Raw genomic sequence first — 19965 nt, 5'->3', positions numbered from 1 at the left:
TCCGATTGTCGGCATCTCCGGTTAACGTCTGAGCATGGAAGGCACCGCACCCGCTCCCGCAGATCCGACCGACACCCGCGAGCCGTACGACCCCGCCGCCACCGAACGCTGGGCCGCCGAGCCCGACAAACGCCCCGGCCGGACCGCCTTCCAGCGCGATCGCGCCCGTGTGCTGCACTCCGCGGCGCTGCGCCGGCTCGCCGGGAAGACGCAGGTCGTCACGCCCGGCACCCGCTCGTACGACTGGGACGCGAGCCCCCGGACCCGGCTGACCCACTCGCTGGAGTGCGCCCAGGTGGGCCGTGAGCTCGGCGCGGCCCTGGGCTGCGACCCCGACCTCGTCGAGGCGGCCTGCCTCTCCCACGACATGGGCCACCCTCCCTTCGGCCACAACGGCGAGGAGGCGCTCAACGAGTTCGCGAAGGACTGCGGCGGCTTCGAGGGCAACGCCCAGTCGCTGCGCCTGCTGACCCGCCTGGAGCCCAAGCGGTTCGTGGCCGATCCGGCCGGTGGGGAGCTGACCAGCGTCGGCCTCAACCTCACCCGGGCCTGCCTCGACGCCGCCACCAAGTACCCGTGGGCCCGCGGCGACCACCCCACCGACCCCGGCTCGGTGAAGTTCGGGGCGTACGAGGACGACCTGCCGGTCTTCGCGTGGCTGCGCCGCGGCGCGCCCGCGGACCGCAAGTGCTTCGAGGCCCAGGTGATGGACTGGGCGGACGACGTGGCGTACTCGGTCCACGACTTCGAGGACGGCCTGCACGCCGGCCACCTCGACCCGAACCTGTTGTTCGCCGAGCCCGAGCGCACCGCGATCTGGCGGGTGGCCATCGGCCGGTACGTCCCGGCCGACACCGACCCCGAGGAGCTGCGCGCCGCCCTGGACCGGTTGATGGAGCAGGAGTGGTGGCCGCACGGCTACGACGGCTCCGCCGTGGCCCAGGCCCGCCTGAAGGACGCCACCAGCCAGCTGATCGGCCGCTTCTGCCTGGCCGCCGAGGGGGCCACCCGCGGGGCGTACGGTACGGGCCGCCTCACCCGCTACGAGGCCGAGCTGGTGGTGCCGCGCGAGGCGCGCAACGAGTGCGCGGTGCTGAAGGCGGTCGCCGACCTGTACGTGATGCAGCGCGACGAGCAGGAGCGGATCCGGGCGGACCAGCGCATCGTCCTGGCCGAACTCGCCGAGGCGCTCAGCGCCCGCGCGCCCGAGGGCCTGGACCCCCAGTTCCGGGCGATCTTCGACACGGCCCCGGACGACAGGGCGAGGAAACGGGCGGTCGTCGACCAGATCGCCTGTCTCACCGACGCGGCCGCACGTTCCCTGCACGCGCGCCTCACCCGGCGGGCGCGACGCGCCGTGGGGTGAGCCGATCGGGCCATTCCCCCTTCACGCGGCAGGCTGGGTGCGGGACGCTCGCTTGTGGTCGCATGTGGCGAAGAGGTTATGAGGAGGCATCAGGTGGTCGACGCACACCAGACGTTCATCATCGTCGGCGGAGGGCTGGCCGGCGCGAAGGCGGCCGAGACGCTGAGGGCGGAGGGGTTCACGGGCCGGGTGATCCTGATCGGCGACGAGCACGACCGCCCCTACGAGCGTCCCCCGCTGTCCAAGGGGTTCCTGGTGGGCAAGGAAGAGCGGGACAGCGTCTTCGTGCACGAGCCGTCCTGGTACGCCGGCGCCGACGTCGAGCTGCACCTCGGCCAGCCGGCGGTCCACCTGGACCGCGAGAACAAGTCGGTGCGGCTGGGCGACGGCACGCTGCTGCACTACGACAAGCTGCTGCTGGCCACCGGCGCCGAGCCGCGCCGCCTCGACGTCCCGGGCACGGACCTGGCGGGCGTGCACCACCTGCGCCGCCTGGCCCACGCCGAGCGGCTGCGCGGCGTCCTGGCCGCCCTGGGCCGGGACAACGGCCACCTGCTGATCGCGGGCGCCGGATGGATCGGCCTGGAGGTCGCCGCCGCGGCCCGCGGCTACGGGGCCGAGGTCACCGTGGTCGAGCCGGAGGCGACCCCGCTGTACGCGGTGCTCGGACCGGAGATCGGGCGGCTCTTCGCGGACCTGCACGCCGAGCACGGGGTGCGGTTCCACTTCGGGGCCCGGCTGACCGAGATCGTCGGCCACGACGGCATGGTGCTGGCCGCCCGCACGGACGACGGCGAGGAGCACCCGGCGCACGCGGTGCTCTCCGCGATCGGCGCGGCCCCGCGCACCGCGCTCGCCGAGACCTCCGGGCTCGCCCTGGTGGACCGGGCGCACGGCGGCGGGATCGCGGTGGACGCCTCGCTGCGCACCTCGGACCCCGACGTGTACGCGGCGGGGGACGTGGCCGCCGCCCACCACCCGGTGCTCGGGACCCGGCTGCGGGTGGAGCACTGGGCCAACGCCCTCAACGGGGGGCCGGCCGCCGCGCGGGCCATGCTCGGGCAGGAGGTCGTCTACGACCGGGTGCCGTACTTCTTCTCCGACCAGTACGACGTGGGCCTGGAGTACTCCGGGTACGCACCGGCCGGCGGCTACGACCAGGTGCTGATCCGCGGGGACGCGGGCAAGCGGGAGTTCATCGCGTTCTGGCTCTCGGAGGGCCGGGTCCTGGCCGGAATGAACGTGAACGTGTGGGACGTCACCGAGCACATCCAGGCCCTGATCAGGTCGAAGGCGCCGGTGGACCGCGACCGGCTGGCGGACCCGTCGGTTCCGCTCGCGTCCCTGGTCACGGCGGAGGGGGCCTGACGGATTTGCCCGCGCCCGGCCGTAGACTTCACGCGTGGCAGGACGGATCAACGACGACGACGTGAAGGCGGTACGGGACGCGGTCCCGATCGACGCCGTGGTCTCCGACTACCTCCAGCTGCGCAACGCGGGCGGCGGCAACCTCAAGGGCCTGTGCCCCTTCCATGACGAGAAGTCCCCGTCCTTCCAGGTCAGCCCCAGCAAGGGGCTCTACCACTGCTTCGGCTGCCAGGCCGGCGGGGACACCCTCGACTTCATCATGAAGATCGACCACCTCTCCTTCTCGGAGGCGGTCGAGCGCCTGGCCGGCCAGGCCGGCATCACCCTGCGGTACGAGGAGGGCGGCTACACCGCCGGCACCAGCGGCCGCGGCGAGCGCATCCGCCTGGTCGAGGCGCACAAGGCGGCCGCCCTGTTCTACGTCGACCAGCTGGACTCCCCCGAGGCGGAGATCGGCCGCACGTTCCTGGCCGAGCGCGGCTTCGACCAGGCCGCGGCCGCCCACTTCAGCGTGGGCTACAGCCCGGCCGGCTGGGACCACCTGACCCGCTTCCTGCGCGGCAAGGGCTTCAGCGACAAGGAGCTCATCACCTCCGGCCTGGCCCAGGACAGCCGCAGCGGCAAGCCCATCGACCGATTCCGGGGCCGCCTGATGTGGCCCATCCGCGACATCACCGGCGAGGTCGTCGGCTTCGGCGCGCGCAAACTGCGCGACGACGACAACGGCCCGAAGTACCTGAACACCCCCGAAACGGCGATCTACAAGAAGTCACAGGTGCTGTACGGCATCGACCTGGCGAAGAAGGAGATCGCGAAGACCTCCCGGGCCGTGGTCGTCGAGGGCTACACGGACGTCATGGCCTGCCACATGGCCGGGGTCACCACCGCCATCGCCACCTGTGGAACCGCCTTCGGCGGAGACCACATCAAGATCCTGCGCCGGCTGCTGATGGACAACGCGACCGCCGAGGTGATCTTCACCTTCGACGGTGACGCGGCGGGCCAGAAGGCCGCGCTGCGCGCCTTCGAGGACGACCAGAAGTTCGCCGCCGAGACCTCGATCACCATCGCCCCGGGCGGCATGGACCCCTGCGACCTGCGCCTCGCGCAGGGAGACGCGGCCGTGTCGGGGCTGGTGGAGGCGCGGACCCCGCTGTTCGAGTTCGCGCTGCGGCACATCGTCTCCCGGCACAACCTGGAGAACCCGGCGGGGCGGGCCGCCGCGCTGGACGAGGCGGCCCCGGTCGTCGCCAACATCAAGAACATCGCGATCCAGCACGAGTCGGCCGTCCAGCTGGCGGGCATGCTGGGCATCCGCGACGAGCAGTTCGTGGTCAAGCGCGTCGCGCAGCTCGCCCGCTGGGCGCGGGAGCGCGGCGGCCAGCCGCCGCAGCGGCAGGGCCGGGGCCGTTCCTCGTACGAGGCCGCCGCCGCGCCCGCCGAGCGGCCGGCCGGCGGTCCCGCGCTGAACCTGCGCAGCCCCGCCCACCGCACCGAGCGCGAGCTGCTCAAGCTGGCCCTGCAGCGGCCCGCCCTGGTGTCGCCGGCCTTCGACGCGTACGGGATGGACGAGTTCACGGCGCCTCCCTACGCGGCCGTGCGCCAGGCCATCCTGGACGCGGGCGGTGCCTCGCTGGGCACGGAGGACTACCTGGCCCGGGTCCGCGAGGCCGCCCCGAACGACACGGTGCGCGCGCTGGTCACCGAACTCGCGGTCGAGGCCATCCACGCCAAGACGGTGGACGAGATCTACGCGGGCGTCCAGCTGGTCCAGGTCCGGCTGCGGGCGGTGGACCGCCGGGTGCACGAGATCCAGGGCACGCTGTCGCGGCTGGGCCAGCAGGCCCCGCCGGAGCAGCTGGCCGCGGTCCAGGAGGAGCTGTGGGTGCTCCAGCAGTACGGCCAGCGACTGCGCAACCGCGGCGCCGAGGGCCTGTAGCGGCGGCCGCCGGCGCCCGCGGCGGTGCCGGCGCTGCCTAGCGGCCGAACCAGTCGCCGCCCGGTATCTCGGTGCCCGACGCGCTCAGGTCGCGGGCGAGGAGCTCGGCGGCCAGGTACACCCACGCCCGGACCGCGGTGCCGTCGGGGCGCAGCACCTCGCGGGCGGTGCGGTCGTAGAGGTTCCCGGGCCGGCCGGGGCCCTCGTATTCCTCCAGCAGGTCCAGGGAGGCGAGCAGTTCCGGGTACGCGCCGGGCTCCGGGGTGATCAGTTCGCCGACCACGGTCGAGCCGGGGCGGTGGACCGCGTACGGGTATCCGGGGCCGTCGTAGAGCACCGCGTCGGGGAGGCGGGCGGGCTCCTCCGCGCTCGTGCGGCCGCGCAGGAACAGGTCGTGGTTGACCTCTCCCGGGCGCAGCGTTCCGTAGACGAAGAAGGGGAGCGGGGCGGTCGGGCCCTGGGGCCGAACGGCCGATGTCACGGGGGTCTCCCTCGGGTAGGGCGGCGGGGTCGACGGGCCTGGCCGAAGGTCCCGAACCCGCCCGCGCCCCACCACCGTACGCACCGCTGTTACACAACCTCCCGGCGCCCGTGACCCGGGGCCCCTACGGTCGGTGCCGCCCCTCCCAGCCCCCTGCGATTCGGCCCCCATGACGCTTTCGACCCGCCGCCCCGCCGCCGCCCTCCTGTGGGCCTGCGCCTGCGTGCTCGCCGCCGGCGGCTGCGGCGTGCCCGGCGGCCTGGGCCCCGGCACCCCCGCGCCTCCGGTGTCGTGGCAGCCGCACCCCGAGCCGCTCTGGCCGGCCTGGCCCGCGGCCCCCGGCAGCGCCGCGGGCCGGCGGGAGGCGCCGCCGGTGCCGCTCAAGCACGCCCCGAAGGTGGGGAGGGCCGGGCTGCGCGGGGTGGACGCGACGGAGGTCGCGCGCGCCGATCCGCGGATGGAGCCGTACCTGTCCGGGACCCTGATCCGGGGGCCGGGCCGGTCCGGGGTCCGCCCGCCCGTCTACCGCGATCTGACGGGCGACGGGCAGGAGGACCTGATCGTCGCCGCCGACACGCCCACCGGCCGCTCGGCGCTGAGCGTCTACGCGGTCTCCGGCGGCCGGATCGTGACCGTCCTGTTCACCATCGGACGGCAGTTGACGGCCGAGGCGCTCGGCACCGACCTGTTGGTGCGGGTCGCCGCGGACGACGGCTCCGAGCAGGCGGTGCGCTACCACTGGGACGGCGACCGGATGACCGTGCTCAACGACGAGCGGCGCTTCCGCGCCGCCGGACCGCACGGCGCGGCCGCCCGCACGCCCGCTCCGGGCTGCCCCGACGGGGACGGGCCGGGCGCCCCGTGAGGCCGGTGCCGGCGCGCTGGCGCGACCTGCTCCGGGCGCTGGGCCTGCGGTGGAAGATCTCCGTTCTGCTGGCCGTGGGCTGCTCGCTCGTGGCGGTGACCATCGGCGCGCTGATCCACGACGCGCGCCAGCGGCAGGTGGCCGACGCGGCGCGGGCGAGCGCCGTCGCGCAGTTGGTCCGGGTGCGGCAGGTGTACGAGCTGACGGGCCGGCTGGACAACGACAAGGTCGGCGAGGCCGACGCCCGGATCGACTGCCCGACGCTGGCCCCGCCCCTGCGCCGGGCCGCCCTGGAGGGACTGCGCAGCACGTACCTGGAGCTGTCCGGGCCGCACCCGGCGGTGTGGGCCGCCCGCCCGGTCGGCGGCGACCACGTGCTGTCGGTACGGCAGTCGCTGGGCCGGGAGCAGGCCGAACTGCGCGAACTGGACCGGCAGCTGGTGGCGTACGGGGCCGTGGTGGTGGGGCTCGCGGCGGGCGGCGGGGCGGCGCTGGCCAGCCGGTTGAGCCGGGCGCTGCGCACGGCGGCGGAGACGGCGCGGCGGATCAGCGCGGGCGACCTGGAGGCGCGGATCGGGCCGGCGGGGGTGCCGGGCAGCCGGGACGAGGTCGCGGAGCTGTCCTGGGCGGTGGACACGATGGCCGCGAGCCTGCAGCGGCGGCTGGAGGCGGAGCAGCGGTTCACCGCGGACGTGGCGCACGAGCTGCGGACTCCGCTGACGGGTCTGCACACGGCGGCGGAACTGCTGCCGGCAGGGCGGCCGACGGAGCTGGTGCGGGACCGGGTGGCGGCGCTGCGGACGCTGACCGAGGACCTGTTGGAGGTGGCCCGGTTGGACGCGGACCGGGAGGAGCCGCGGCTGGACGTGCACCGGCTGGGGCCGCTGGTGGAGGCCGTGGTCCGGCGGTCGGGGGTCGCCGCACGGGTGGTGGGCGCGCGGGGGGCGGCGTGCGTGCGGACCGACGTGCGGCGGCTGGAGCGCATCCTGACCAACCTGCTGGTGAACGCGCGGCGGCACGGCGGGGATCCTGCGGGGGTGACGGTGACGGTCTCGGGGACGTCGGTGACCGTACGGGACCGGGGGCCGGGCTTCCCGGAGAGGGTGCTGCGGGAGGGGCCGCAGCGGTTCCTGACCGGCGCGGCCGAGCGCGGCCGGGGGACGGGGCTGGGGCTGACCATCGCACTGGGCCAGGCCCAGGTCATCGGCGCCCGGGTCACCCTGGCCAACACCGCCCCGTCGGGGGCCTCGGCGACGGTGGACCTGCCGGAGGCGTGAGGGGGCCGGGGGCCGGGCGCGCGGGAGGGGCGGGGCCGGGCAGGCGAAGGGCGGGCCGGGGCGCGCGGGAGGGGCGGGCCGGGGCGCGCGGAGCGTGGTGTGGCCGGCCGCGGAGGGGGCCGGGTCACCCGGACGGCGCGGTCTCCTCCGATGGCCGCTTCAGAGCGGTTGACCTGCGCGGACACCGCCCGTGCCGAGCCGGAACCGGCACACCTGACGGTACATCAGCAGGCGCGGTGCGGGCGGGCCGGGTTACCTCTGAACCACGACCCCCGTTTCTCCAGGGAGCCCCCATGCGCCGACGTACCGCCCACGCGCTGACCGCCACCGCGCTGACCGCAGCCGCCTTCCTCGGCCCGGTCGCCGGTGCGGTCGCCGCCGCGGACCTCGGCATGACCGGCTTCGCGCCCGGCGACTTCGCCGCGCTGGAGGTGTGGCCCAAGTCGGCCGCCACCGGCGCCACCGTGACCGTGAACACCACGGCGTGCGGCAGCGGCAGCCACGCCGAGGGCGATGCCAGCACGGTCGGCGGCGGCCGCTTCAAGCTGATCCCGGGCACCCACAAGGACGTGGTCGTGGGACAGTTCCAGGTCTCCCGCAGCACCCCGCCCGGCACCTACGGCATCGGGGCGACCTGCGCGAACGGCAGGTTCGCCACCGGCAACCTGGTCGTCACCGAACGCGGTCCGCAGGGTCGCGTCCAGTCCGGGGTGGGCGGTGGCACGACCACCACCGCCAACCCCGCCAAGATCGCGGCGGGAGCGGCCGTACTGGCCGCGGCCGCCGTCGGCGGTACCTGGCTCCTGCGTCGCCGGGCGAGCGGCACGCGGAGCTGACGGACGCCCACCGCGGCTCCGGCCGCGGTCCGACCGGTACCGTCCCCCGTCGCCCGCCCCGCGAGGTCCCCCCGTTCGCGGGGCCGGGCGACGGTCAGTCACTGCGAAACGGAAGCCGAGGGGGTATCTGCGCATGGGTGGCGAAGGCCGAGGCGGCTGCGGTCCCGGCGGCCCCACGGGTTACGGCGGCGCCGGCGGCCACCGGGGCCGCGGTGGACACGGCACCCCCGTCGGACACGGCACCCCCGTCGGACACGGCCGCACCCGGGGTCCCGGCGGCCCCGCCCGGAGCCGGCAGCCCTGGCCCGCGGGAGCGGGTGTGCGTACGGCCCGGGGTACGGGAGCCACCGCCGTGCGCCGGCCGGTGCGCGGCGGCCGCGGCCTCACCGCCCGGCACGGCGGACTGGTCGCCCTCGCCGCCTGCGTGGGCATCTGGCTCGTCACCAGCGGGTCCCGCGAGCCCGCCGGCCCGCCGCTGCCCTCCCCCGCCGAGGCCTCGGGCGCCGCCACCGCGCCGGGCCCGGGCATCGCACCCCTCCCCGGCTCACCGCCCGCCCGCATCCGCATCCCGTCCATCCGCGTCGACGCCGCGCTGAGCGGGCTGGGCCTCGATCCGGCCGGCAGCCTCGAAGTCCCCCCGCCCTCCCGGCGGGACCTGGCCGGGTGGTACCGCGACGGGACCACCCCGGGCGCGACCGGCACCGCCGTGATCGCCGGCCACGTGGACGACTCGGTCGGGCCGGGCGTCTTCTACGACCTGGGCGCGCTGCGCCGCGGAGCCGCCGTCGAGGTCCCGCGCGCGGACGGCCGTACGGCCGTGTTCACGGTCCACGCGGTCCGGGTGTACGACGCCGAGGCCTTCCCCGACACCCTCGTGTACGGCCCCTCGCCGCGCGCCGAACTCCGGGTGATCACCTGTGGCGGCGGCTTCTCCCCGCGAACCGGCTACCGGGGCAACGTGGTGGTCTTCGCCCACCTTACGGGGACGTACTGATCGGCCCGGCCGATCGACCCGGCTAACCCCACTGCTCGAAGCCGAGCCGGACGACCAGGGCTCCCACGACGGTGAGCAGCACCCAGCGGACGAAGCCGCTGCCCTTCTTCAGGGCCATGTTCGCGCCGATCATGCCGCCGGCCAGGTTGAACACCGCCATCAGCGCGGCCAGCTGCCACAGCACGCGGCCCTGGTAGGCGAACATGCCGAGCGCGCCGAGGTTGGTGCAGACGTTGACGATCTTGGCGGTGGCGGAGGCCGAGACCAGGTCGAGGTGGAGCAGCGCGGTCAGGGCCAGTACCAGGAAGGTGCCGGTGCCGGGACCGATGAGCCCGTCGTAGAAGCCGATGCCGAGGCCGGCCAGTCCGATGGCGAGCAGGACCCGGTTGCGCGACACGGGCTCGGCGGACGGGGCGGCTCCGAAGCCGGGCTTGAAGATGACCACACCGGCGACGATCACGAGCACCCCCATGATCAACGGGCGCATCGCGTCCTTGTCGATGCCGCCCGCGAGGGCGGCGCCGCCCATGGAGCCGGCCAGCGCGGCCAGGCCGATCCGGACGGCCACCTTCACGTTCACCGGGGCCCTGCGCACGTACGTCACCGCCGCGCCGGTGGTGCCGACGATGGCCACGGCCTTGTTGGTGCCGAGCACGGTGGCGGGGTGGGCGTGGGGCAGGCCGAGCAGCAGGGCGGGCAGGAGCAGCAGGCCGCCGCCGCCGACCACCGCGTCGATCCAGCCGGCCGCGGCCGCGGCGACGCACAACACGATGATCATGGTTGTCGATATGTCAGGCACGGCCACGACCCTATGGAGCAGATGACTGCAGGGACCATCGATCAGCGGAAACTTGCGCAAAGGTTGAGCTTTCCCGGGCCGGCGCCCGGTCCGGGGCCACCGGCGCCGCCGGATCCACGGCGGCCGTCAGCCCGGTGGCGGCCAGCACGCTGACCAGCCCCAGCCCGGCCGCCAGCCGGCGCGCGGGCGGGACGGAGGCCACCAGCGCCCGCCAGGATGACGGCTTGCGGTGCCGGGCGGGAGCGGTGGGGACGGGAGCGGCGGCCGACGCGGCGGGGGCGGGCACGGTCAGAGCGATGTGCAACGGGTGGCGCATGGCGCGACGGCCTCTCGGCAGAGGGGGGACGGTACGGGGCGGGGACGGGGCCCGGGGCGGGGACGGGGCCCGGGGCGGGGACGGGGCCCGGGGCGGGGACGGGGCCCGGGGCGGCCGGTCAGAACGTGAAGCACTCGGAGTGGATGCGGCCGGCCGGCACTCCGGCCCGCAGCAGCGCGGACCGGGTCGCCCCCGCCATGGCCGGGGGCCCGCACAGGTAGACGTCGTGTTCGGCGAGGCCCGGGACGAGCGCGGCCAGGGCCTGCGGGGCGAGCGGATCGTACGCGGCCCCGGACGGCCCGAGCAGGTAGTGCAGCCCCGCCTGCCGCTCGGCGGCGATGGCCTCCAACTCGGCGCGCAGCACCAGTTGCTCCTCGGCTCCGGCCCGGTAGAGCAGGGTGATGTCCCCGGGCCCGCCGGGCAGCGTCTCGAACAGGGCCCGCAAGGGGGTGATCCCGACCCCGCCCGCGATCAGCAGCACCTGCGGCCGGGTCCGCCGGGCCGCGGTGAGCGCCCCGAACGGCCCGGTGGCCAGTACGCGGGTGCCGGGGGTCAGCCGCCGAATGCGGCGGGAGTGGCCGCCGAGCCCCTTCACGGTGATCCGCAGCGTGTCCCCGCGCACCGGCGCGGACAGCGAGAACGGCAGGGCGGTGTGCCACAGCCGGCGCCGCAGGAACCTCCACCGCAGGAACTGCCCGGGCTCCGCGCACAGTTCGGCCAGGTGTTCCCCGCGCATGACGACGGAGACCACGCCGGGCCCCTCGACCCGGACCTCGGCGACCCGCAGCGCGTGGCGCAGGGCCTGCCGTACGGGCACCACGGCGCGGTACCAGACGAGCGGGACGGCCACGCCGGTGTGGGCGAGGGCCCAGAACCAGGCGACCGGGGCCAGGTCGGGCCCGGCGAGCTGGTGGCCGAAGCCGAGGGCGGCGGCGGGGTAGGCGAGCAGGTGCGCCCCGCGCCAGGTTTCGTGCGGGATCCGGCGGCGTACCGCGCGGGCGGAGGTGACGCCGACCGCGGCCAGCAGGGCGGTCCCGGCCAAGGCGGCGCCGAGCGCCGGGTAGCCGAGCAGCTCCCGGAGTGCGGAGACCACGTCGAGCTGCTCGTGGACGGCGTATCCGAGGAGGGCGAAGAGGCCGTGGCCGAAGCAGAGGAGCAGGACGTACCGGCCGCCGAGGGCGTGCCAGCGGGCCAGCCGGTCGGCACCCACCCCGTGCTCGACGGCGGGTATCCGGGCCATCAGGAAGAGCAGCACCAGCACCCCGTACCCGGCGAGCAGGCCGGTGAGGTGCGCTGCCGTGGCGAACAGCGCGTCGGGGCGGGCGGAGGGGCGCACCTGCGCGGCCCACAGCAGGGCCACCGCCCCCGCCCCGCCCAGCACCCCGCCCCTGACCCGCACCGCCGCATCTCGCATACGGGTCACGCTAAGGGCCGCCGAGGCGCCCGCGATGATCCTTAAGGCCGCCTTGAGGAGGGCCTCACCGGGCCTTAACCCCGGTGAGGCGGCCGCCGCCGGGCCCACGGGCAGCGGCCGCGCCGGGGGGCGTCCCGGCCGGGAGCGGCTCAGCCCTGGACGATCGCCGGGTCCACCCACATGATCTCCCAGGTGTGGCCGTCGAGGTCGTCGAAGGCCCGGCCGTACATCGTTCCGTGGTCCTGGGCCGGACGGGGCTCGGTGGCCCCGGCGGCGACGGCCGCGTCCACGAGCTCGTCGACCGCGGCGCGGCTCTCGGCGCTCAGACACAGCAGCACCTCGGAGGTGCGGGTGGCGTCCGCGATCTCCTTGTGGGTGAAGTCCTTGTAGCGGGCCTCGGTCAGGAGCATCGCGACGATGGTGTCGCTGATGACCATGGAGGCGGCGTTCTCGTCGCTGAACTGGGCGTTGAACGAGTAGCCGAGCTTGCCCCAGAAGGCCTTGCTGGCGTCCAGGTCCTTGACCGGCAGGTTGACGAAGATCATCGTGGCGGACATCTCGGGCCCTCATCTCTCGGTGCGGCTCGCGCCGGGTGCGGTGCGCTGCGCGGTGCGCGGTGCGCTGCGGTGCTTTCGAGGGTTAGACCGCAGGGCCCCGGAAAACTCATCGCCGCCCGGGAAAGTTTTCTCTTTTTCCTTCCCGCTTCCGCCCTCCCTCCGCTTCGGAACCGGGAAACCGCAGGTCACAGCCGCGTGCGGGGTGGCGTGCGAGGCGAAGGCGGTGCGCCGGTGGGCGGCGGGGCCGGAAGGGCGCCCGTTCCCGGACGTCCGTGACCCCCGGCGGACGGGCCTCCGGGGCCGCGCCCGCGATCTCCGTGAAGAACGGCCCGATCCGGTGGTCCGCGAGGGCCGCCGTGCCGAAACGGCGCAGCACGGCGTCGAGGTCGCGGCGGACCGAGATGTCGGCATCGGCGGCGAAATGCCCCGTCGCTCCCCCTGCTGCGCGGCGACGGGACACTCCGGGAGGGAGGCTCCCGTGCCGTTCCGGACCGGGAAGCGGATCGCGCCGCCCAAATTTCTCCAGTATCCGTCTCACCGAAACACCGGTCTGACGAACTCGGCCGGAATTCGCCGGTGCGCGCGCCGTACCGGACCGGCGGGATGCGGCCGGGGCGCGGGCCGGTCACGGTCGGCTACCAGCGGCGGGCCCGCGGGGCGTCCGGTGCGGGACTTCCGGAAAAGGGCGGCGCCGACGTCCGGAAATACCCGCCGGGGGGATTGCACTCACAGCGGTCGCTCCCGCGTAATGAGGAATTGACTTCACGTCAACTCGGCAGTTCTAGGTTCCTCGACGCGTGCGACCCCGCGTCCGACCGGACGCGGGGCCTTCCTCCCACTGGAGTCACCGTGGAACGTCGTACCTTCCTGCGCGGCGCTGTGATCGGTTCGTCGGCCGCCGCCTTCGGCGGCACGTTGATGCGCGGGGCCGCCTACGCGGCGCCCGCCCAGCCCGGCACCGGGCCCTACGGGGCGCTCGGCGCGGCCGACGCGAACGGCATCCAGCTGCCCGCCGGCTTCACCAGCCGGGTGATCGCCCGGTCCGGCCAGAACGTCGGCTCCACCACGTACAAGTGGCACAGCGCGCCCGACGGCGGCGCCTGCTTCGCGGACGGCGCGGGCTGGATCTACGTCTCGAACTCGGAGATCAGCCCCGGGGGCGGCGCGAGCGCGGTGCGGTTCTCCTCGGCGGGCGCGATCCTGGGCGCCTACCGGATCCTCGGGGACACCCGCTCCAACTGTGCGGGCGGCAAGACCCCGTGGAACACCTGGCTCTCCTGCGAGGAGGTCACCCGCGGCTACGTCTACGAGACCGACCCGTACGGGGTGAACGCCGCCGTCCAGCGGCCCGCGATGGGGCAGTTCAAGCACGAGGCCGCGGCCGCCGACCCGGTCCGCAAGGCGATCTACCTGACCGAGGACGAGACGGACGGCTGCTTCTACCGCTTCCTCCCGACCACCTGGGGAAACCTTTCCGCGGGCACCCTCCAGGTCCTCAAGGCCGGCACCGCCACCTCGGGCTCCTTCACCTGGGCCAACGTGCCGGACCGCGACGGCTCCCCCACCACCACCCGCAGCCAGGTCTCGGGCGCGAAGAAGTTCAACGGCGGCGAGGGCTGCCACTACGCCAACGACACCGTGTGGTTCACCACCAAGGGCGACAACCGGGTCTGGCAGCTGAACGTCGCCGCCAACACCTACGAGCTGGCCTACGACGACTCCCTCGTCCCCGGCGGCGCGGCGCCGCTGACGGGCGTGGACAACGTCACCGGCTCCTCGTACGGGGACCTCTACATCGCCGAGGACGGCGGGAACATGGAGATCTGCGTGATCACCCCGGACGACGTGGTCGCGCCGTTCCTGCGGATCACGGGCCAGTCCTCCTCCGAGATCACCGGCCCGGCCTTCTCCCCCGCCGGCAACCGCCTCTACTTCAGCAGCCAGCGCGGTACGAGCGGCAGCTCCTCGGCGGGCATCACCTACGAGGTCACGGGCCCCTTCCGGGTCTGACGCTCCCCCGGCCGCCCCGGCGGCCGCGACCCGGCCCCGGCCCCCGTCCGTCCCCGCGGGCCCCGGCCGGGCTCAGGAGGCCACGGCGCCGCCCTTGAGCAGGGCGGCGCCCAGCGGGGTCACCGTGTGCAGGACGGCGTTGCCGTGGCGCAGGGTGGTGACCAGCCCCGCCTCGCGCATCACGCAGGCGTGCTGGCTCGCGGAGGCCAGCGAGACCCCGGCGCGGCGGGCCAGCTCGCTGGTGGTCGCGCCGTCGCCGATGGCCCGGAGCACCACGGAGCGGGTGTGGCCGACCAGCTTGCCCAGCGTGCGCTGGCGCTGCTCCTCCGGCCGCGCCGACTCTCCCCCGGCCGGGGCCGAGGCCAGCTGCGCCGCGGCCGGGTAGACCAGTACCGGCGGCAGTTCGGGGTCGTGCAGGGTGACCGCGGTGCGCCGGCAGAAGAACGACGGCTGGAGCAGCAGCCCCCGCCCGCGCAGCCGCACGTCGCGGTCGACGGGGTAGTCGCACTCCAGGACCGGGGCCCGCCAGCGCAGCATCGGCGGCAGCGAGGACAGCAGCTCGTCCGCGCCCCCGTCGAGCAGGGCCCGGCCGCGCGCCGCCCGCTCGGCCTCGATCTGCGCCTGGATGTGCGTCCAGTACGGCTCCACGGCCGCGCGGTGGTAGCCGCGCAGTTCGCCCAGCAGCCGGGGCAGGTGCCGGTCCGCGCCGTCCATGAACTCCCGCAGCCGCGGGGTCACGGGCGACCCGGCGCTCACGCCGGTGCCCGCGCGGGTGCCCAGGAGCGTCAGCTCGCGCCGAATGCGCTCGGGGCGTATGCCGCGCAGCGCGTCGAGGCCCACGTCCCATCCGTACTGGCCCTCGACGGGCGTCAGGAAATCCGGGAAATAGCCCCTGCTCGGTATCAACATACCGAGCATGCGTGTTTCACTGTTCAACCTGCTCCGGGTTTCCGTCCGCCATTCACCGAAGAGCCGCGCATCGCGCCGGTCCCTTAACCGGTGAAAGCTCAGAATCGTTTCCCACAACGCATCGGGACGTCCTGCCATCCGTACGCGTGCCAGGTCCACTCCAGTGAAATGGATACGCAGCACCGAACCCCCACCTGTGCAACCGCAATTGCCCCGCCCCAAGAGTATGCATGCCGTCACACGTGGTCACCACGCCCTTTCGGCCACAGTTGAAACCCCTTTCGGCGGAGGCGTGACAACCGAAATCCTGTACTCCGCCGGGCACACTCCGATGCGACCGAAACGCTCCGTGAAGGCCGTGGGGGGCTTTGCGGGGCCTGGCGGTCGGTCGCATCGGGAAGCGCCGACGTGCCCGGCAGAATGACAGCGGCGGTGGACGGGTGGGGATCCGTCCACCGCCTGCTGGCGTAAGGATTGTTGAACATCAAAAAATAGGCGCGCCCGCACCCGGGCGTCAGGGAACCCGGGGGCGGGCGCGGTCCGTTCGGGGCCTTCTCGGCCCGGGGCTCAGCGGCTGTCGCTGCCCTTCGATTCGGCCGCCGCGCGACCGGCCTCCAGGCGCGCCACCGGAATCCGGAACGGCGAGCAGGAGACGTAGTCGAGGCCGACCTCGTGGAAGAAGTGGACGGACTCGGGGTCGCCGCCGTGCTCGCCGCAGACGCCGAGCTTGAGGTCGGGCCGGGTGGCCCGGCCGGCCTCGACGGCGCTGCGGACCAGCGCGCCGACGCCGTCCTTGTCGATGGTCTCGAAGGGCGAGACCCCGAAGATGCCCTTCTCCAGGTACGCGGTGAAGAACGAGGCCTCCACGTCGTCACGGGAGAAGCCCCACACCGTCTGGGTCAGGTCGTTCGTACCGAAGGAGAAGAACTGCGCGGCCTCGGCGATCTGGCCGGCGGTCAGCGCGGCGCGGGGCAGCTCGATCATGGTGCCGATGGTCAGCCTGAGGCTGGTGCCGGTGGCCGCCTCGATGTCGCGGATGACCTGGTCGGCCTCCTCGCGGACGATCTCCAGCTCCTGGACGGTGCCCACCAGCGGAACCATGATCTCGGCGCGCGGGTCGCCCTTGGCGTTCTTGCGCTCGGCGGCGGCCTCGGCGATCGCCCGCACCTGCATGGCGAACAGACCGGGGATCACCAGGCCGAGACGGACGCCGCGCAGGCCCAGCATCGGGTTCTGCTCGTGCAGCTTGTGCACGGCCTGCAGGAGGCGCAGGTCGTTCTCGTTGTGGTCCTTGCGGGACTCGGCGAGCGCGACGCGCACCGACAGCTCGGTGATGTCGGGCAGGAACTCGTGCAGTGGCGGGTCGAGGAGGCGGACGGTGACGGGCAGGCCGTCCATGGCCTCGAAGAGCTCGACGAAGTCCTTCTTCTGCAGCGGCAGCAGCGCGGCCAGCGCGGCCTCGCGCTCCTCGTCGGTGTCGGCGAGGATCAGGCGCTCGACCAGCTCGCGGCGCTCGCCGAGGAACATGTGCTCGGTGCGGCACAGGCCGATGCCCTGGGCACCGAAGCGGCGGGCGCGCAGGGCGTCCTCGGCGTTGTCGGCGTTGGCGCGCACCCGCAGCCGGCGGACGCGGTCCGCGTACGCCATGATCCGGTGCACGGCGGCGACCAGTTCGTCGGCGTCGTCGGCGCCGGCGTGCATGCGGCCCTCGAAGTACTCGACGACCGGGGAGGGTACGACGGGTACCTCACCGAGGTAGACCTTGCCGGTGGAGCCGTCGATGGAGACGACGTCGCCCTCTTCGATGACCGTCTCGCCGACCGTCATCCGGCGGCGCTTGGTGTCGACGTCGAGCTCCTCGGCGCCGCACACGCAGGTCTTGCCCATGCCGCGGGCGACGACGGCGGCGTGCGAGGTCTTGCCGCCCCGGGAGGTGAGGATGCCCTCGGAGGCGATCATGCCGTCCAGGTCGTCCGGGTTGGTCTCGCGGCGGATCAGGATGACCTTCTCGCCGGAACGGGACCACTTGACGGCCGTGTAGGAGTCGAAGACGGCCTTGCCGACCGCCGCGCCGGGCGAGGCGGCGATGCCGCGGCCCAGCAGGCGGGTCTTCGCCTGGTCGTCGAAGCGCGGGAACATCAGCTGGGCGAGCTGGGCTCCGTTGACCCGCTGGAGGGCCTCGGCCTCGTCGATGAGGCCTTGGTCCACGAGCTGGGTGGCGATGCGGAAGGCGGCGCCGGCGGTGCGCTTGCCGACGCGGGTCTGGAGCATCCACAGCTGACCGCGCTCGATGGTGAACTCGATGTCGCAGAGGTCCTTGTAGTGCGTCTCCAGCGTCTCCATGATCGTCATGAGCTGGTCGTACGAGGCCTTGTCGATGGCCTCCAGGTCCGCGAGCGGCACGGTGTTGCGGATGCCCGCGACGACGTCCTCGCCCTGGGCGTTCTGCAGGTAGTCGCCGTAGACGCCCTGGTGCCCGCTGGCGGGGTCGCGGGTGAAGGCGACGCCGGTGCCGGAGTCGGGGCCGAGGTTGCCGAAGACCATGGAGCAGATGTTGACGGCGGTGCCCAGGTCGCCGGGGATGCGCTCCTGGCGGCGGTAGAGCTTGGCGCGGTCGGTGTTCCACGAGTTGAAGACCGCCTCGACGGCGAGGTCCATCTGCTCGCGGGGGTCCTGCGGGAACTCGCGGCCGGCTTCCTTGGCCACGATCTTCTTGAAGTGCTTGACCAGCTTCTTCAGGTCGGCGGCGTCGAGGTCGGTGTCGACGGTGACCTTCTTGGCGGCCTTGGCCTCTTCGAGGGCGTCCTCGAAGAGCTCGCCCTCGACGCCGAGGACGGTCTTGCCGAACATCTGGATGAGGCGGCGGTAGGAGTCCCACGCGAAGCGCTCGTCGCCGGCCTGGGAGGCGAGGCCGGTCACGGACTCGTCGGAGAGGCCGATGTTGAGGACCGTGTCCATCATGCCGGGCATGGAGAACTTCGCACCGGAGCGGACGGAGACCAGCAGCGGGTCGTCCGACTGACCGAGCTTCTTGCCCATCTTCGCTTCGAGCGCCTCCAGGTGGGCGCTGACCTCGGCGCGCAGCTCGGCCGGGGCCGTGCCGCTGTCGAGGTAGACCTTGCAGGCCTCGGTGGTGATGGTGAAGCCGGGAGGGACCGGGAGACCCAGGTTGGTCATCTCGGCGAGGTTGGCCCCCTTGCCGCCGAGAAGGTCCTTGAGGTCGCGGTTGCCCTCGGTGAAGTCGTAGACGAACTTCTGATCTTTGTTTTCCGACACGGGTCTCGACTCCTCGAGGACTCGGGTGGCTGCCCTGACGGCCAGGAACATACCCAGATCGAAGGCTTATGGGTACGTCCACTTGGCGGTCATATGGCTGTAACCACCCGTGCGCCAGGAGATCGAAAGTAACTCATGGGTAGCCAGAGCACCCGAACAGCCTTCACATCCCGAAGACCGAAGGCGCCACTCGGGCCTGTTCACGCTCGGATGAGCGATCATCGATACATTTGCGTTCAAGTCTTGAACGAACAAAGGGTGGCACCCAGTGCCACCCTTTGAAAGTCTTACCCGTGATCTTTGCGCTCATCTGAGCGCAAGCCCACCCATGCGTGGCGTATGTCACGCCGTCGACGGCACGGAATGCCAGCCGCTTCTCACCCTCCGGACGTGTCCAGTTCGGCGTCCTCGCTCACACCGGCACAGTCGTACGGATCGTTCAGCCAGCCCTCAGGCAGGACAACCCGGTTGTTTCCGGACGTCCGGCCGCGCGGGCCGTCCGCGCTCTCGGGCCACGACTGGTCCAGGTCCAGCTCGCTCAGATGAGCGTCGAGCTCGGCCAGGGAGGAGGTCACCGCGAGCTTCTTGCGCATCTCGGAGCCGACCGAGAAGCCCTTCAGGTACCAGGCCACGTGCTTACGGAAGTCGATCACCCCGCGCGTCTCGTCGCCGATCCACTCCCCCAGCAGCTGGGCGTGGCGGTGCATGGTGGCCGCGACCTCCCGGAGGGCGGGCTGGTGGAAGTCCTCGGGGCGCCCCTCGAACGCCGCGACCAGGTCGTTGAAGAGCCACGGGCGGCCCAGGCAGCCGCGCCCCACCACGACGCCGTCGCAGCCGGTCTCGCGGACCATGCGCAGCGCGTCCTCGGCGCACCAGATGTCGCCGTTGCCGAGCACCGGGATCTCGGGCACGTGCTCCTTGAGCCGGGCGATGGCCTCCCAGTCGGCGGTGCCGCCGTAGTGCTGGGCGGTGGTGCGGCCGTGCAGGGCAATGGCGGTGATCCCCTCCTCGACGGCGATCCGGCCGGCGTCGAGGTAGGTGAGGTGGTCGTCGTTGATGCCCTTGCGCATCTTCATGGTCACGGGCAGGTCGCCGGCGCCGGCGACGGCCTCGCGCAGGATCGCGCGCAGCAGGTTGCGCTTGTACGGGAGGGCCGAGCCGCCGCCCTTGCGGGTCACCTTGGGGACCGGGCAGCCGAAGTTGAGGTCGATGTGGTCGGCGCGGTCCTCTTCGACGATCATGCGGACCGCCTTGCCGACCGTCGCCGGGTCGACGCCGTACAGCTGGATCGAGCGCGGCTTCTCCGTCGCGTCGAAGTGGATCAGCTGCATGGTCTTCTCGTTGCGCTCGACCAGGGCGCGGGTCGTGATCATCTCGCTCACGAACAGCCCCTTGCCGCCCGAGAACTCGCGGCAGAGGGTGCGGAACGGGGCATTGGTGATGCCGGCCATGGGCGCGAGCACCACCGGCGGCTGCACGGTGTGCGGGCCGATCGCGAGGGGCGGGGGAAGCGTGGTCATCCGCCCATTGTCCCGCATGCCGCGGTGGTGGGGCGGAC

15 protein-coding genes are annotated in these 19965 nt (G+C 73.5%); 8 read left to right on the top strand and 7 right to left on the bottom strand.

Annotated features, from left to right (window positions below):
• The first annotated feature begins 34 nt into the window (after nt 1–34).
• The 3 genes from CP968_RS22555 to dnaG all read left to right on the top strand — a co-directional run bounded on the left by CP968_RS22555 (nt 35) and on the right by dnaG (nt 4673).
• Complete coding sequence (locus tag CP968_RS22555; protein ID WP_150519729.1) at nt 35–1366, top strand: deoxyguanosinetriphosphate triphosphohydrolase; 1332 nt, start codon at nt 35–37, stop codon at nt 1364–1366.
• A 93-nt stretch (nt 1367–1459) separates the two neighbouring features.
• The gene (locus CP968_RS22550; RefSeq protein ID WP_150519728.1) at nt 1460–2734 is read left to right on the top strand and encodes an NAD(P)/FAD-dependent oxidoreductase; all 1275 of its coding nucleotides are present in this window, start codon (nt 1460–1462) and stop codon (nt 2732–2734) included.
• Nucleotides 2735–2768: 34 nt separating this feature from the next.
• Nucleotides 2769–4673, top strand: coding sequence for a DNA primase (gene dnaG / locus CP968_RS22545; RefSeq protein ID WP_150519727.1), 1905 nt, complete (start codon nt 2769–2771; stop codon nt 4671–4673).
• 37 nt (nt 4674–4710) lie between these two features.
• Here dnaG and CP968_RS22540 read toward each other — a convergent pair whose 3' ends face one another.
• Nucleotides 4711–5154: a gamma-glutamylcyclotransferase family protein gene (locus CP968_RS22540; RefSeq protein WP_229886554.1), complete on the bottom strand. Its 444-nt coding sequence runs from the start codon at nt 5152–5154 to the stop codon at nt 4711–4713.
• Between the two features lie 169 nt (nt 5155–5323).
• Here CP968_RS22540 and CP968_RS22535 point away from each other — a divergent pair, with 169 nt between their 5' ends.
• The 4 genes from CP968_RS22535 (at nt 5324) to CP968_RS22520 (ending at nt 9126) form a co-directional block, all read left to right on the top strand.
• Complete coding sequence (locus CP968_RS22535) at nt 5324–6019, top strand: hypothetical protein (protein ID WP_150519725.1); 696 nt, start codon at nt 5324–5326, stop codon at nt 6017–6019.
• Nucleotides 6016–7296, top strand: coding sequence for a sensor histidine kinase (locus CP968_RS22530; protein WP_229886556.1), 1281 nt, complete (start codon nt 6016–6018; stop codon nt 7294–7296). Before CP968_RS22535 ends, CP968_RS22530 begins: the two co-directional genes overlap by 4 nt.
• A gap of 293 nt (nt 7297–7589) precedes the next feature.
• A complete protein-coding gene (locus CP968_RS22525) occupies nt 7590–8132 on the top strand; it encodes a hypothetical protein (RefSeq protein WP_229886558.1) in 543 nt (180 codons plus the stop codon).
• Between the two features lie 352 nt (nt 8133–8484).
• Nucleotides 8485–9126, top strand: a complete 642-nt coding sequence (locus tag CP968_RS22520) for a class F sortase (protein WP_373304082.1) — start codon at nt 8485–8487, stop codon at nt 9124–9126.
• A 22-nt stretch (nt 9127–9148) separates the two neighbouring features.
• On the opposite strand, the gene CP968_RS22515 is transcribed toward CP968_RS22520, so the two are convergent.
• From CP968_RS22515 to CP968_RS22500, 3 genes are all read right to left on the bottom strand, one after another.
• Complete coding sequence (locus tag CP968_RS22515; RefSeq protein ID WP_150519723.1) at nt 9149–9925, bottom strand: sulfite exporter TauE/SafE family protein; 777 nt, start codon at nt 9923–9925, stop codon at nt 9149–9151.
• 434 nt (nt 9926–10359) lie between these two features.
• On the bottom strand, nt 10360–11655 hold the full coding sequence (locus tag CP968_RS22505) for a ferredoxin reductase family protein (RefSeq protein ID WP_150519722.1): 1296 nt from the start codon (nt 11653–11655) through the stop codon (nt 10360–10362).
• Nucleotides 11656–11804: 149 nt separating this feature from the next.
• Nucleotides 11805–12212 carry a VOC family protein gene (locus CP968_RS22500; RefSeq protein ID WP_150519721.1) on the bottom strand — a complete coding sequence of 136 codons (408 nt, stop codon included), beginning with the start codon at nt 12210–12212 and terminating at the stop codon, nt 11805–11807.
• A gap of 849 nt (nt 12213–13061) precedes the next feature.
• Between CP968_RS22500 and CP968_RS22495 the strand changes: the two genes are divergently transcribed.
• A complete protein-coding gene (locus CP968_RS22495; protein ID WP_150519720.1) occupies nt 13062–14222 on the top strand; it encodes an alkaline phosphatase PhoX in 1161 nt (386 codons plus the stop codon).
• A gap of 72 nt (nt 14223–14294) precedes the next feature.
• Here CP968_RS22495 and CP968_RS22490 read toward each other — a convergent pair whose 3' ends face one another.
• From CP968_RS22490 to dusB, 3 genes are all read right to left on the bottom strand, one after another.
• Nucleotides 14295–15314: an ArsR/SmtB family transcription factor gene (locus tag CP968_RS22490; RefSeq protein WP_150519719.1), complete on the bottom strand. Its 1020-nt coding sequence runs from the start codon at nt 15312–15314 to the stop codon at nt 14295–14297.
• Between the two features lie 384 nt (nt 15315–15698).
• Entirely contained in the window at nt 15699–18407 is a 2709-nt protein-coding gene (ppdK, locus tag CP968_RS22485) for a pyruvate, phosphate dikinase (RefSeq protein WP_150519718.1), read from the bottom strand.
• Between the two features lie 377 nt (nt 18408–18784).
• Nucleotides 18785–19945, bottom strand: coding sequence for a tRNA dihydrouridine synthase DusB (dusB, locus tag CP968_RS22480; RefSeq protein WP_150519717.1), 1161 nt, complete (start codon nt 19943–19945; stop codon nt 18785–18787).
• Nucleotides 19946–19965 lie beyond the last annotated feature (20 nt).

The sequence above is a fragment of the Streptomyces subrutilus genome (assembly GCF_008704535.1).
Classification (GTDB): domain Bacteria; phylum Actinomycetota; class Actinomycetes; order Streptomycetales; family Streptomycetaceae; genus Streptomyces; species Streptomyces subrutilus.
The sequence above is the reverse complement of the archived record's forward strand: the minus strand, read 5'-3'. Positions and strand labels throughout refer to the sequence as shown.

Excerpts from the sequence above, each read along its gene's own strand:
- CP968_RS22555 (WP_150519729.1), top strand. The coding sequence starts at position 35 with ATGGAAGGCACCGCACCCGCTCCCGCAGATCCGACCGACACCCGCGAG.
- CP968_RS22535 (WP_150519725.1), top strand. The coding sequence starts at position 5,324 with ATGACGCTTTCGACCCGCCGCCCCGCCGCCGCCCTCCTGTGGGCCTGC.
- CP968_RS22525 (WP_229886558.1), top strand. The coding sequence starts at position 7,590 with ATGCGCCGACGTACCGCCCACGCGCTGACCGCCACCGCGCTGACCGCA.
- CP968_RS22505 (WP_150519722.1), bottom strand. The coding sequence starts at position 11,655 with ATGCGAGATGCGGCGGTGCGGGTCAGGGGCGGGGTGCTGGGCGGGGCG.
- CP968_RS22500 (WP_150519721.1), bottom strand. The coding sequence starts at position 12,212 with ATGTCCGCCACGATGATCTTCGTCAACCTGCCGGTCAAGGACCTGGAC.
- dusB (WP_150519717.1), bottom strand. The coding sequence starts at position 19,945 with ATGCGGGACAATGGGCGGATGACCACGCTTCCCCCGCCCCTCGCGATC.